The organism is Providencia sp. PROV061 (assembly GCF_011045655.1).
Lineage (GTDB): Bacteria > Pseudomonadota > Gammaproteobacteria > Enterobacterales > Enterobacteriaceae > Providencia > Providencia hangzhouensis.
Genome location: NZ_CP042861.1, coordinates 2,747,752 through 2,761,494, shown reverse-complemented (window position 1 = coordinate 2,761,494; position 13,743 = coordinate 2,747,752). Strand labels below are relative to the sequence as shown.

The 13,743-nt window shown below is 39.2% G+C and carries 11 protein-coding genes; 6 read left to right on the top strand and 5 right to left on the bottom strand.

The window, feature by feature from the left end:
* Positions 1-4: 4 nt before the first annotated feature.
* From arnT to FVA72_RS12505, 5 genes are all read left to right on the top strand, one after another.
* Entirely contained in the window at positions 5-1,663 is a 1,659-nt protein-coding gene (gene arnT, locus FVA72_RS12525) for a lipid IV(A) 4-amino-4-deoxy-L-arabinosyltransferase (RefSeq protein WP_110591610.1), read from the top strand.
* Positions 1,660-2,007 (top strand): 4-amino-4-deoxy-L-arabinose-phosphoundecaprenol flippase subunit ArnE, encoded by a 348-nt coding sequence (gene arnE, locus FVA72_RS12520; RefSeq protein ID WP_004263742.1) that lies wholly within the window; start codon positions 1,660-1,662, stop codon positions 2,005-2,007. Before arnT ends, arnE begins: the two co-directional genes overlap by 4 nt.
* Positions 2,004-2,411, top strand: coding sequence for a 4-amino-4-deoxy-L-arabinose-phosphoundecaprenol flippase subunit ArnF (gene arnF, locus FVA72_RS12515; RefSeq protein WP_004263744.1), 408 nt, complete (start codon positions 2,004-2,006; stop codon positions 2,409-2,411). The genes arnE and arnF overlap by 4 nt, the downstream gene beginning before the upstream one ends.
* An 82-nt stretch (positions 2,412-2,493) precedes the next feature.
* Positions 2,494-2,979, top strand: a complete 486-nt coding sequence (locus FVA72_RS12510; protein WP_036958662.1) for a C40 family peptidase — start codon at positions 2,494-2,496, stop codon at positions 2,977-2,979.
* 63 nt (positions 2,980-3,042) lie between these two features.
* Positions 3,043-4,059 carry a lipoate--protein ligase A gene (locus tag FVA72_RS12505; RefSeq protein ID WP_110591611.1) on the top strand — a complete coding sequence of 339 codons (1,017 nt, stop codon included), beginning with the start codon at positions 3,043-3,045 and terminating at the stop codon, positions 4,057-4,059.
* 78 nt (positions 4,060-4,137) lie between these two features.
* Here FVA72_RS12505 and FVA72_RS12500 read toward each other — a convergent pair whose 3' ends face one another.
* The 5 genes from FVA72_RS12500 to ppsR all read right to left on the bottom strand — a co-directional run bounded on the left by FVA72_RS12500 (position 4,138) and on the right by ppsR (position 10,853).
* Complete coding sequence (locus FVA72_RS12500; RefSeq protein WP_004910390.1) at positions 4,138-4,509, bottom strand: helix-turn-helix domain-containing protein; 372 nt, start codon at positions 4,507-4,509, stop codon at positions 4,138-4,140.
* Positions 4,510-5,139: 630 nt separating this feature from the next.
* The gene (locus FVA72_RS12495; protein WP_096863962.1) at positions 5,140-6,189 is read right to left on the bottom strand and encodes a hemin-degrading factor; all 1,050 of its coding nucleotides are present in this window, start codon (positions 6,187-6,189) and stop codon (positions 5,140-5,142) included.
* Between the two features lie 115 nt (positions 6,190-6,304).
* Positions 6,305-8,449, bottom strand: a complete 2,145-nt coding sequence (locus tag FVA72_RS12490; protein ID WP_110591612.1) for a TonB-dependent receptor domain-containing protein — start codon at positions 8,447-8,449, stop codon at positions 6,305-6,307.
* A 367-nt stretch (positions 8,450-8,816) separates the two neighbouring features.
* Positions 8,817-9,866 carry a 3-deoxy-7-phosphoheptulonate synthase gene (locus tag FVA72_RS12485; RefSeq protein ID WP_004263759.1) on the bottom strand — a complete coding sequence of 350 codons (1,050 nt, stop codon included), beginning with the start codon at positions 9,864-9,866 and terminating at the stop codon, positions 8,817-8,819.
* 123 nt (positions 9,867-9,989) lie between these two features.
* Positions 9,990-10,853 carry a posphoenolpyruvate synthetase regulatory kinase/phosphorylase PpsR gene (ppsR, locus tag FVA72_RS12480; protein WP_004263762.1) on the bottom strand — a complete coding sequence of 288 codons (864 nt, stop codon included), beginning with the start codon at positions 10,851-10,853 and terminating at the stop codon, positions 9,990-9,992.
* Between the two features lie 261 nt (positions 10,854-11,114).
* Between ppsR and ppsA the strand changes: the two genes are divergently transcribed.
* Positions 11,115-13,493 carry a phosphoenolpyruvate synthase gene (ppsA, locus tag FVA72_RS12475; RefSeq protein ID WP_004263765.1) on the top strand — a complete coding sequence of 793 codons (2,379 nt, stop codon included), beginning with the start codon at positions 11,115-11,117 and terminating at the stop codon, positions 13,491-13,493.
* Positions 13,494-13,743: the final 250 nt, after the last annotated feature.

Below are 13,743 nucleotides of genomic sequence, written 5' to 3'. Positions count from 1 at the left end.
ACCTATGTTGAATAACCGAGCGAGCAAAGTAGGAGCCTCTCTGCTGGCTCTTTTTTTTATCTTAACCTATTTATTGCCGTTGGATAGCCGTTTACTTTGGCAACCAGATGAAACACGATATGCGGAAATTAGCCGTGAAATGTTACAGCGTGGGGATTGGATTGTTCCTTACATGCTGGATGTACGTTATTTCGAAAAACCAGTAGCAGGTTACTGGATAAACAATATTAGCCAGATGATTTTTGGTGAAACTAATTTTGCTGTTCGCTTTGGTTCGGTTTTTTGTATTTTCCTCAGTGCATTACTTGTCTACCGTATGGCAAAAATGATGTGGCGTAATAACCACGTTGCTTATGTTGCTAGCCTCATTTATATCTCAATGTTCTTGGTGTTCTCCATTGGAACTTACAGTGTGCTCGACCCAATGTTGTCTTTATGGATAGCGGCAAGCATGTTCTGTTGTTTATGGGCAATGAAATCGAGAGACGTAAAATCCAAACTAGCGGCATGGCTTTGTCTTGGGCTGGCTTGTGGCATGGCATTTATGACTAAAGGCTTTTTAGCCCTTGCGATCCCCGTGATAGTCATGCTTCCTGTCACAATCTATCAAAAGCGGTTCCTTGAGTTACTAAAGTACGGGCCGCTTGCAATAATTTCGGCGGTTATTATCAGTTTGCCATGGGCTTTGGCGGTTGCAAAACAAGAACCAGACTATTGGCACTATTTCTTTTGGATTGAGCACATTAAGCGTTTCACAGCAGATGATGCGCAGCATATTGCACCGTTTTGGTATTATATTCCAATTATCATTCTTGGCGCTATTCCATGGGCAGGGCTGTTGCCAGGTGCGATAATGAAAGGCTGGAAAGAACGTAAATCTAGCCCCGATATGTTTTTCTTACTGTGCTGGTTTGTTGTTCCTGTTATCTTTTTCAGTATTTCTCGCGGTAAGTTACCAACGTATATGTTACCGTTTATGGCGCCATTGGCATTGCTTATGGCGAAGTATGGGGTTGATTGCGTTCGTAATGGTAAAATGAAAGCATTGAAAGCCAATGGGATCATTAATGTTGTATTAGGGATCGCTGCGGTTATAGCGGTAATTGTCGTGAGCACGGTGATCAAAAAACCGTTATACGAACCTGATGAATGGTCAAAAATGGTGTTAGGTGTCGTTGCATTTTCTATTTGGGCGATTATCGGTTACCTATGTACGGTATTAAATGCTAAATATTGGTTATGGGCAGCCTCGTGCTCTTTGGCCGTGAGTTTGTGTATTGGTAGTGCTCTGCCGAACAACACCATCGATTCTAAATTACCTCAAGACTTTATTCATCAAAATCATGATTTACTGATGAATAGCAAATATTTGATGGCAAGTAATGTTGGGGTCGCAGCAGGCCTTGCGTGGGAAACACAAAATTCCAATATCTATTTATACAATAGTAGTGGAGAGCTAAGTTACGGTTTGGAATACCCAGATAGCCAACATCGCTTAGTTAAACCGGATCAATTTGCACAGTGGCTAGAAAAAGCACGTAAAGAAGGGCAGGTAACTGTTGTCTTTTTATTAGGCCGTAAAGAAGGGTTACCGGATATTCCTAAGCCAGATGAAGTCATTAAAAATTCACGTATGGCGATTGTGGTTTACCATCAACAATGATTGCACAACTACTGCTGTTATTGCTGGTTAGCGTTTTGACCTGCGTTGGGCAAGTGGCTCAAAAGCAAGCCGTCGTCAATTGGCAGAGTAATAAAACCAATAAAACAGCATCAGCCTTTCGGTGGCTGGTGCTGGCGGTTTTTATGCTAGGCCTTGGCATGTTGTTTTGGTTGAAATTATTGGAAACCATGCCGCTGAGTATCGCTTATCCAATGTTAAGTATTAATTTTGTATTAATTACTTTAATTGGCCAGTTTGTTTATAAAGAGCAAACTGGGCTTAACCACTGGTTAGGGGTTGCTGCCATTATGTTTGGTATTTTGCTAATGAGTATCGGCGTATGAACAAGGGTTATTTGTGGGTGATTAGCAGTGCTTTATTAGTCACAGTCGCTCAACTGAGCTTAAAAGCCGGGGTAGTTGAACTACCCTCATTCACACTTGGCTGGCATTGGCTACAATTAGAGTGGTTACTCGCAAATATTACTAGCTTAGGAATTATTTTTTTAGGGTTAGTTTGTTATGCGTTATCGATGTTATGTTGGCTATTAGCTTTAAAACACATAGCATTGAATAAAGCTTATCCGCTTATTAGCTTAAGCTATGTTTTCGTTTATTTATTAGCGGTTTTCTTGCCTTGGTTTAATGAACCTGCGACAGGGCTAAAGGCTATTGGAATTGGCTTTATTTTATTAGGGGTATGGCTAATTAGCCGGCCCAATAAATCACCAAGTGATAGAACGGAATAATTTCTTAGTTGCTTATATTATAGTCTTCACGCACTATAATATAGGCAAGTTATCGCAATAAGATAGATAAATAAGGTGCTTTATGGTTATCAAAATACAACACCTACCACTATTATTGTGTTTAGTTTTAATTGGTTGTTCATCGACATCCGTTAAAAGAACACCGCCGCCATTAAAAACACAATTATCAGACCCAATCATGACGATAGCACAATTAAAAGACCAGCTAGAGCAGTGGTATGGTACGCCTTATCATTATGGTGGAATGAATCAAAATGGTGTGGATTGTTCCGGTTTTGTCTATCGCACATTTAACGACCGTTTTGCCATTCAGTTACCTCGAACAACAGTAGATCAAACTCAATTAGGCACACGGATTGATAAATCTGATTTGATGCCAGGGGATTTGGTGTTCTTTAAAACAGGCTCAGGGGAGAATGGATTGCATGTGGGGATTTACGATACCGATAATACATTCATTCACGCATCAACGAGTAAAGGAGTCATTCGTTCATCAATGGATAATGTTTATTGGCGAAAAGTGTTTTGGCAAGCAAGACGTATCTAAATTTACTATTTTATTCAGTGATTATGCTATCTTAAGGGCAAGTTTTGTTTTAAGGATAGCTTAATGTCAACAGTACGTTTACTCATCTCAGAATCCTACGACCCTTGGTTTAACCTTGCGGTTGAAGAAACTATTTTCCGACAAATGCCAACCGACCAACGTGTTATGTTTCTTTGGAGAAATGCGGATACCGTGGTTATAGGGCGTGCTCAAAATCCGTGGAAAGAATGTAATACACGGCGGATGGAAGAAGATAATGTTCGTTTAGCTCGGCGCAGTAGTGGTGGTGGTGCTGTCTTTCATGATCTAGGTAACACTTGTTTCACATTTATGGCGGGAAAGCCAGAATATGATAAAACAGTTTCTACACAAATCATTGTTGATGGATTAGCACAGGTCGGTATCAACGCACAAATTTCAGGTCGCAATGATTTGGTTTTAGATACAGAAAGTGGTCCGCGAAAAATATCCGGTTCTGCATACCGAGAAACGAAAGATAGAGGTTTTCACCATGGAACCTTGCTGATTAATGCAGATTTAAGTCGTTTAGCTAATTACCTGAACCCAGATCCTAAAAAATTACAGGCAAAAGGGATCACGTCAGTGCGTTCTCGTGTAGCTAATTTATCTGAACTTGTTCCTAATATTTCTCATGAAATTGTTTGTGAGGGAATAATTAAAAGCTTTTTTAATTACTTCGGTGAAACGGTCGAAGCAGAGTATATTTCCCCTGAAAGATTACCTGATTTGCCAAATTTTCCAGAAACCTTTGCTAAGCAAAGTAGTTGGGAATGGAATTTTGGGCAAGCACCAGCGTTCACTCACTATTCAGATACACGTTTTTCTTGGGGAGGAATCGAGTTTCATTTTGATATCGAAAAAGGCGTGATAAATCGCTGTCAGTTTTTTACAGATAGCTTAGACCCATCCCCTTTGGAGTGGTTAAGTGAGCAATTGACGGGTAAAACATATCAGACAGAAACAATACGCTCCTTAGGTAAACAAATGGCCGTAAAATGGCCTCAATTGCAGGAACAGTTAGCTGATTTGGAAAACTGGCTAGTCCATGAATTAAGTTAAAAAAAGAGCCGACATAGTCGGCTCAGACATAGACTTCAAAATTGCAAATAACTAATAGGAAGGGATGTTCTAAAATAATCAGTTATGACAGCTACAAGTCATAAAGTTTTTGCATTCAGGTAATTCACCTGATTGGCGAAATTTTGCAGGCGTTGTATCAAAGTGCTTTTTAAAGATGCGGGTAAATGTCGCCTGTGAACTAAAGCCATATTGCAATGCGATATCAAGAATAGGTAAGTTGCCTTCACGTAATGATTTAGCTGCTTCTAATAAACGACGTTTACGGACGTATTCACCAAGCGTGCAGCCTTTCATTTCTTTGAAAACACGCTGTAAATGCCATTTTGAATAGCCGCTTTTATCGGCAATTGTGTCGATTTTGATGCCTTCATTGCGCTGCAACTGACTTTCAAGCCATTTAACAATATCGTTGACTACACTTTCTGACATATTTACCTCCTACTCAAGTAGGCTATTGTTCATTAATAACTAATAATAACTCACGAAATTAGGGTCTATTCTTCCTGTTTTTCCGATATATCGATAGGCTAAACGTGCGGTTTTTTAATGAGAATAACTATCAGTACAATAGATGTTGAAAAAATTAACATTTTAAACATTCAATATTGTATGTTTAAAATTCTTTTAATTCAAGTAACTATGTTTTTATGTCATTTTTATAGATGAGAAAAAGAGAAAGTTTTCATTATGTTCAAAAAAATTGTTCAAGCTATTCGAAATTATTAACCAAGTAAATAATTGAAATATTATTGCTTCATTTATAATCGTATTTCTATAACAATAAACAGGAAATTCCGAGGTAATTGTTATGATTGAAAGTGCTTGTAACTACAGTTTTCGTAGTATGAATAACTAATATATGCGGTAAGTTAAATACTTTATGCGAGAGATGGATGATTATTCTATTTCTATATCAAAAAGTGGCTTGTATCGTTGTTGTGAATTAATGAGGTAAAGGGTCTATGGCAATTTTCATGTCTAATTCAAACCACAATTTCTGATTGAAAAGTATTTAGAAAATTACCATGACAGATTATCTACTTTCTTATTATTCTTTTATTATATGCGAGATATCGAAAGAATTTGCTTGCTCCATTCTATTTGTTCGGGAGTGCCTTCAATACGCTGGCCATACATTTGAATAATTTGGTTACCTTGGGTATCAAAGACCTCAAGACTTGTCACAAAGCCATCTTTAGTTGGCTTACGTGTGACCCAGCACTCAGAAATGCCATTTTCAATGATATGAAGTTTAAAGTTTGTACTTGAAACATTTAACCAATCAGTTTGAGAACTTTCAACAGAGAGTGATGATAGTTCATTTATTTTTCCTGTAAATATTTGCACACACCCACGGTTTCCTACAAAGAGCATAACTTCATTTTTTGCATGGTATGCAAGAGAGAGTAATTCAGATAAAGCCGTAGTAGGGACTTGCCATGCTAATTCTTGGCTAACGACACGAAAAACTTGCTGACGACTTAAATTGTGTTTCTTTAATATACCAAAAAACTGATGAACATTGGTCATCTCACGCCATTGTTGCTCTAATTGAGAGGCGAGTTCTTCGCTAATTTTTTGTTCTGAAAATGGCGAAATTGTTTTAGGTTCGATAGGCGGATTCTCTGATGTGCTGTAGCGCTCTATCATGGCTTGCCAAGCAGCTATATCAGAGTTGTCGGTGGAAAAGACCTTGTGTAACGAATCACCATATTTATCGAAAAATTGAATACTGTGGCGAGTTCCCTCTGGCATTTTTTCAGTGAGTGCAAAAACTGAGCTCCACTGCGCAAAGAACATGCGTAAGTCTAATGCTTTAGGGTTTAGAAATAGCCCACCGTGGTTACTAAATTTTGGGTTATTGTATGCACCCGTTTGAATACTAACAGCGTACTGATTACGAGTGATCCCTATAGCTTTGCCTATTGTGGTTAAATCTTGCAAGATATCAATAGGTTTACTGACCAATCGTTGAACATTATCTTTACCGACACGACAATGAATTAGTTGGGCCTCCGATACGCCAAGTAAGGCCGCTATTTCTTGGGAGTGCTTATCAGAGTGCGTTTTCTTAGCTTGCAGGTAATCATTATAGAGGTTTGAATTCACAAATTTTTCCTTAATAAAATTAAAAGACATAGTGAAAAGTTATCAACTGATTTATTTTTTATACTGCTGATAAATTTAATAAAATCAGTTGATAACATGGTTTTTTACTACTTAACTACCAGTTGTAATTCATGTTGAGATAAAAGTTCCGACCTTCTTGGGGTACGCCAGTGGAAGATAGATATGGCTTATCAAATGCATTTTTCATTGTGAGAGTCGAACTTAACCCTTTTATGAATTGATCTGCTTGGTAATTCACATAGAAATCATGAATGCTATAGCCCGCATATTGAATGACTTCTTTATGATAGCGGTCTAAGCCTTTATCAGATCTGTGATGCCACTTTTTATATTTATCGTTACCTTGAAGTTGCGTTCTTGCAGAGAATTCCCCTATCCAACCTAGAGTAAAGCCAGTACTAGCAACCGGTACATTGAATCGAGCCGTTAGTGTTTCAGGACGTATAGACGAAAGAGAATAATGTGAGCCGTCTTCTCTACCTGTGGTTTTATTGTGATTGATATTTAACTCAAACCACCGTGTTCTGTAGCTTATAAAGCTATCGATGCCATAAATGGATGCGCTGGGGATATTGATATAATAAAGTTCATCTGGGAACCATTGGCCATACCTTGGCGTATAAAGACCTTCAAGGGCAATATGGTTTTTAGCTTTGGTCTTAAAGTAGGTTGAACCGAATTGAAGGTCGCTATTATCAATAAATACCCCATCAAAACTGATTTTTATACCTGTTTCGAGGGTTCTATTCGTTTCTGGACGTAAATCAGGCGATGGACGAAAGTTCGAGGGAGTGCCAAAAAAGGGTATAGTGAAATGGTTTGAATTGTTATAAAGCTCGGACATACGTGGAGTACGGTATGCTTCAGCGTATGATGAGTAAAGATTGAGCCAATGGGTTGGAGTAATACTAACAGCCATACGGGATGACAAGTTGATATGTTTATTTTCAGGGAAATTATTCCTCGATGCACGGTATTGTGTAAAGCGCGTTCCAATTGATAAAGTTAACGGTAATTGATGCAATGTCATGTCATTGACTAACCAGCCAGACAGGTTATCAAGTTCTGCTGGTGGATAACTTATTGCATACTGATTTGACGTTTGCTTTTGCTGATAATATTCGAAACCACTTTGAATATGATGATTTACCCAGTTATACATAGGTAAAGTGAAGCTATTAGTAAATTTAGTCCCATAGGTATATTGATTTCGCGTTTCAGAGCCATACTCTTTTGGTTTGCTCTTGACCTTAACTGTATCAGTTTGATCTAAATATAAATCTGTATAATAAATATCCCACTGGGCTTGCCAATTTACCTCATTTTTGGGTGTAAAAAATTGGCTAATGGCAACATCTCGCTGATGGCTTTGTCTTTCATGCGGTGTATTTGGATATCTATTTTTTTCTGAAGGTTTAGCGGGTTGTTTTACCCCTAAACTGTTGTTGCGGTATTCTTTTAATTGTAACGTCAAGTTATATGAAGGGTGGGCAAGCCAGCTGCTTTTGAGCATCCAGTTGCTTAGCTGTTCAGTATTATCAACCTCTTCAAACTCGGGTGAGCCGAGTAGGTGCTTTTTACGTTGACTATAGGTAAACAGAGTATCTGTTGATTCAGTTCTGCCTAATAGCGTTGCACCTGCATAGTAACCGTGATCATTACGGTTAATACCGCTAAAGACCTGACCACCGATTTTTTGCCCTGGTTTTAATATGTCAGCTGCATTTATTGTTTTGAATGATACGACTCCGGCTAACGCGCCGCCGCCATGATGTACAGATGATGCGCCTTTATGGACGTAGACTTTTTTTACTAAGGTGGGGTCAATAAATGTAGCTTCATATAAGCCGGAATAAAAGTCTTGGGTGATATTATCAACGGTGACTTTAACACCTCGTGAATCATAACCCCGCATTTGAATGCCCTGGCCATAAGTGCTATTAGAACCAGAAACAAATACTCCAGCTTGGCCTTTTAGTAAATCTAAGGCGGATGTCGCAGATTGATATTCAGGCGCTTTTGCATCAATTACATCGACTTGTTCTGCTACAGCGATATTTTCTAAACTAAGAGGTGAGGTAGAAACGTGAATAATGTCGCGGGTATTCGCTTTGGGAGTCGATAAATTTTCAGCCAAGACGGTGTTGCTAAACCCGGTCATTACAACGGTGGCAGCAATAGCTGAGAGTGATATTTTATGATCTTGATGGATTGATGCAGGCATCGATTTAAACAGCATAGGAAATCCTTTCCTTTGGTTTCAGAATTTGCTGGCTGCCTGGATAAATAATCTGGGTGGCATGCAATAAATATTTATGTAACTCATTTATTTATTAGAACTATTTAGCCCTGCAATGTCGTAGCGAATAATGGGCTAGGCTACAGAAGTTCTAACGGATAAATTAGTTTGTAGTGAGAATTATTATCGTTGGTGCGAGGTGGGTCAAGGATTTTTTGGATTAAAATTCTGTTTTTATTTCATTAATTGGATTATTATATTATTTAATTATGCATTAAATGATAATTATTTTTTTTGTAAATATAAAAGCCCTTTAGTTTCTATGTTCACTAAAGGGCTCATAATAAAAAAATTGGAATGATTTGGCTTATTTAAAGCGTGACTCAACAGCTTGAGCAAGAATTTCAATAAGTTGTTCGGTATCTTCCCAGCCAAGACATGGGTCGGTAATAGATTGGCCATAAACTAACGGTTGGTCAGAAACCACTTTTTGTGTGCCTTCAACTAAGAAGCTTTCTGCCATCACTCCACTGATAGCGGTCGAGCCATCTTTTATTTGCTCCGCAATATCTCGTGCAACTTCGAGTTGGCGACGATGAATTTTTTGGCAATTACCATGGCTGAAATCGACCACTAAATGCTCTGGTAATTCGAATTTACGCAGTTTGTCACAGGCTGCTGCTAAGTCACCAGCCGTGTAATTAGGCTGTTTACCGCCACGCATAATGATATGGCCATGCGGGTTACCACTGGTTTGGTAAATGGTCATTTGGCCGTTCTTATCCGGCGATAAAAACATATGCTGCGCCTTTGCAGCTCTTATCGCATCAATAGCAATATTAATATTGCCGTCGGTGCCATTTTTGAAACCTACCGGACAGGACAATGCGGATGCCATTTCACGGTGAATTTGGCTTTCTGTTGTGCGAGCGCCAATTGCTCCCCAACTAATAAGATCGGCAATATATTGGCCCGTGACCATATCAAGGAATTCGGTTGCCGTGGCTAACCCTAATTGGTTAACTTCAATCAATAATTTACGAGCTAACCGGATACCAGTGTTGACTTGGCAAGAATTATCGAGGTTAGGGTCAGAAATTAACCCTTTCCAACCAACGACAGTACGTGGTTTTTCAAAGTAAGTTCGCATGACAATTTCTAAACGGTCTTGATGACGCTCTCTTAACACATTTAGTTTTTTAGCGTATTCAATAGCGGCATCAATGTCATGAATGGAACAAGGGCCGACAATGACCAGTAAACGTGGGTCTTGGCCGGATAATATTTGTTCTATGCGTTTTCGTGACGCTGTCACGTTTTCAGCGACTTTTTGGGAAATAGGAAACTCATCAGCAAGAGTTTGTGGGGTAATTAAACTGTCCACTCTCGCAGTACGTAATTCATCAGTTTTGTGCATTTTCTTTCTCAAAGAACTTTAATAGGCATATGCCCTATAAGTGATTAAGATCACAATAAACGAATATGGCTTAATTTCAACCTCCAACTTAGCAGGAATGAATATTTTTTTTATTTGTATTCATTAAAAGATTCGTCTTTGTAAGCCCATGGTATCAATCACTTTTGCTGAAATTTCTTCAACAGAATAGTTAGTTGTATTTAAGTAGTTGATTTTATTTTGTCTAAATAAAGCTTCCACTTCAGCTATCTCAATACGGCATTGCCTTATGGATGCATAACGGCTATTTTCACGGCGCTCTTCGCGGATAGCTGCTAGCCGTTCAGGGCTAATAGTTAAACCAAACAATTTATGTGTATATGGGCGTAATGCTGCAGGTAATTGTAAATTATCCATATCATCAGCCGTAAATGGGTAATTTGCCGCTTGGATACCAAATTGCATCGCTAAGTAGAGGCTTGTTGGCGTTTTGCCACAACGTGAAACACCAATTAGTATCACTTGAGCTTGGTCTAAATTTCGTAAAGAAATCCCATCGTCGTGAGCCAGTGTGTATTCAATAGCAGCTATACGTGCATCATATTGATTCATATTTTGCATGGATAGGCCATGGGTTCGGTTGAGTTTTGGCTCAGGTTCTAGGCCGACTTCCTTCTGAATTGGGGCGACTAGACTTTGGACGATATCTTGGCAAAAACCTGCACTCTGGGTAATGATTTGCTTAACTTCAGGGGAGATAATCGAATAGAACACTAAAGGACGCAACTGGGTTTCTTCGAAGATAATATCTATTTTTTGCTTAATTTCATGTGCACGAGCTTCGCTTGTTACAAACGGCAGAGTATAAGAAATAAATGACAGAGGAAATTGAGAAAGTACGGCGTGCCCCAAAGTTTCAGCGGTTATCGCTGTTCCATCAGAAATAAAAAAAACAGTACGTTGAACTTGGCTTACCATATTATTCATTGCTCCTAATTCGCTCATCATTATTCGTCTCTATTGTATTTATCACTGGATATTGGGAAATATTATCTTTGTTTAAAGTTTAAAAATTAGTTTATAGGGGAAACTATAGCCATTTTTTGAACGATTTTTAGAACAAAAAAGTTTTCTTCAGTGATGGAACGATTCACCAGTCCATCTTCTCTTAGCGTCTGTGCTAGTCTATTTCACGAGGCGAAATTTCGCCAACGAGATTTTTTACGATTTGTACTCTGTCACTAAATTGCTATAAAAGGATCGCTTTCAATGTCCACAAATGGCCTCACTCCGTGTAATGTACTTTGGTATAACCAATTAGGGATGAATGATGTTGACCGTGTCGGGGGCAAAAATGCTTCTCTCGGTGAAATGATCACTAACTTATCTGATCTGGGAGTATCCGTACCTAACGGTTTCGCGACAACCGCACAGGCGTTTAATGATTTTCTGGAGCAGAGCGGTGTAAATCAACGCATTTATAACCTGCTAGATGAAACGGATATTGATGATGTGAACCAACTGGCTGTAGCAGGTGCTCAGATCCGTCAATGGGTGATTGATACACCATTGACGAAGGAGTTGGAACAAGATATTCGTGATGCTTTCGCACAACTGTCAGAAGGTGAAGCGGAAGCTTCATTTGCTGTCCGCTCATCGGCAACTGCTGAGGACATGCCTGACGCTTCGTTTGCAGGGCAACAGGAAACATTCCTTAACGTTCAAGGAATTGACGCTGTATTAGTTGCGATTAAACACGTTTTTGCTTCATTGTTTAATGACCGTGCGATTTCATATCGTGTTCACCAAGGTTATGATCACCGCGGTGTAGCACTGTCCGCGGGCGTTCAACGCATGGTACGTTCAGATTTAGCCTCATCGGGTGTTATGTTTACGATTGATACTGAATCGGGCTTCGACCAAGTCGTATTTATTACCTCTGCGTATGGTTTAGGTGAGATGGTGGTGCAAGGCGCCGTGAATCCAGACGAGTTTTATGTCCATAAACCAACGTTAGCCAATAACCGTCCTGCAATTGTGCGCCGTACCCTGGGCTCTAAAAAATTACAAATGGTGTACGCCAACAGTAAAGAGCACGGTAAACAAGTACAAATTGAAGATGTGCCAGAAGCACTACGCAATCGTTTCTCTTTAACTGATCTCGAAGTGGAAGAGCTTGCACGCCAAGCTATACAGATTGAAAAGCACTACGGTCGCCCAATGGATATTGAGTGGGCAAAAGATGGTCATAATGGGCGTTTGTATATTGTCCAAGCAAGGCCAGAAACCGTTCGCTCTAATCAACAAGTGATGGAGCGTTATCAATTAAAACAACAAGGACAAGTTTTAGTTGAAGGACGTGCAATCGGTCATCGTATTGGCTCTGGGGCTGTTAAAGTCATACATAACTTGAGTGAAATGGATAGAATTCAGGTGGGTGATGTACTTGTTACCGATATGACAGACCCTGATTGGGAGCCTATCATGAAAAAAGCCGCTGCGATTGTTACGAATCGTGGTGGACGTACATGCCATGCTGCGATTATCGCGCGTGAATTAGGCATTCCTGCGGTTGTGGGTTGTGGTGATGCGACTGACCGTTTGCAAGAAGGCCAAGAAGTGACAGTTTCTTGTTCAGAAGGTGATACGGGCTTTGTGTACGAAGGTAAACTGGCGTTTGAAATTCACAGTTCTGAAGTGAGTGATATGCCAAATCTAGATGTCAAAATCATGATGAATGTCGGTAACCCTGACCGTGCATTTGATTTTGCTTGCTTACCTAATGAAGGTGTGGGTCTAGCTAGACTTGAGTTTATCATCAATCGTATGATTGGTGTTCACCCAAGGGCATTACTGGAATTTGATCAGCAATCTCCTGAGTTACAAGCAGAAATTCGCCAAATGATGGCGGGTTATGATGACCCGATTGAATTTTATGTCGGTAAATTAACCGAAGGGATTTCTACTCTAGCCGCTGCTTTCTGGCCAAAACGCGTTATTGTCCGTTTATCTGACTTCAAGTCTAATGAATATGCCAACTTAGTCGGTGGGGATATTTATGAACCTGAAGAAGAAAATCCAATGTTAGGTTTCCGTGGTGCAGGGCGCTATGTATCTGACAGCTTCCGTGCCTGTTTTGCATTGGAATGCGAAGCGGTTAAACGTGTTCGCAACACTATGGGGTTAACGAATGTTGAAGTTATGATCCCATTTGTGCGGACAGTTGCACAAGCTGAGTCTGTAGTTGCTGAGCTGGCTAAACATGATTTGAAACGTGGTGAAAACGGTCTAAAAGTCATTATGATGTGCGAAATTCCATCAAATGCTTTACTGGCAGATCAATTCCTCGAACATTTCGACGGTTTCTCTATCGGTTCGAATGATATGACTCAGTTAACATTAGGTCTTGATAGGGATTCTGGTGTTGTTTCTGAGTTATTTGATGAACGAAACGATGCGGTAAAAGCCATGTTATCTATGGCTATACAGGCTGCAAAACGACAAAACAAATATGTAGGTATTTGTGGTCAAGGGCCATCCGACCATCAAGATTTTGCTCAATGGCTGGTAGATGAAGGTATTGATAGTTTATCTTTGAATCCAGATACCGTGGTACAAACATGGCTGACGATAGCTGAGAATCAATAGTTATCTCGTTTTTTAATTATCAAGGCTGAATGTGAATAACATTCAGCCTTCGCATTTATTTGATTAAAATTACCTATTACAGAAATTGATTAATACTATTATTAATAGGTTGATAGCAAACAGTTCTAAATAAATATTCATATAATACTTTTTAGGTATAAATAAAAAAAGAATATAATTACTCTTATTTTGTGTATTTAGTTTGGGCAGAAAATATACCTTAAATAGAAATAACAAAATTTATTTAATT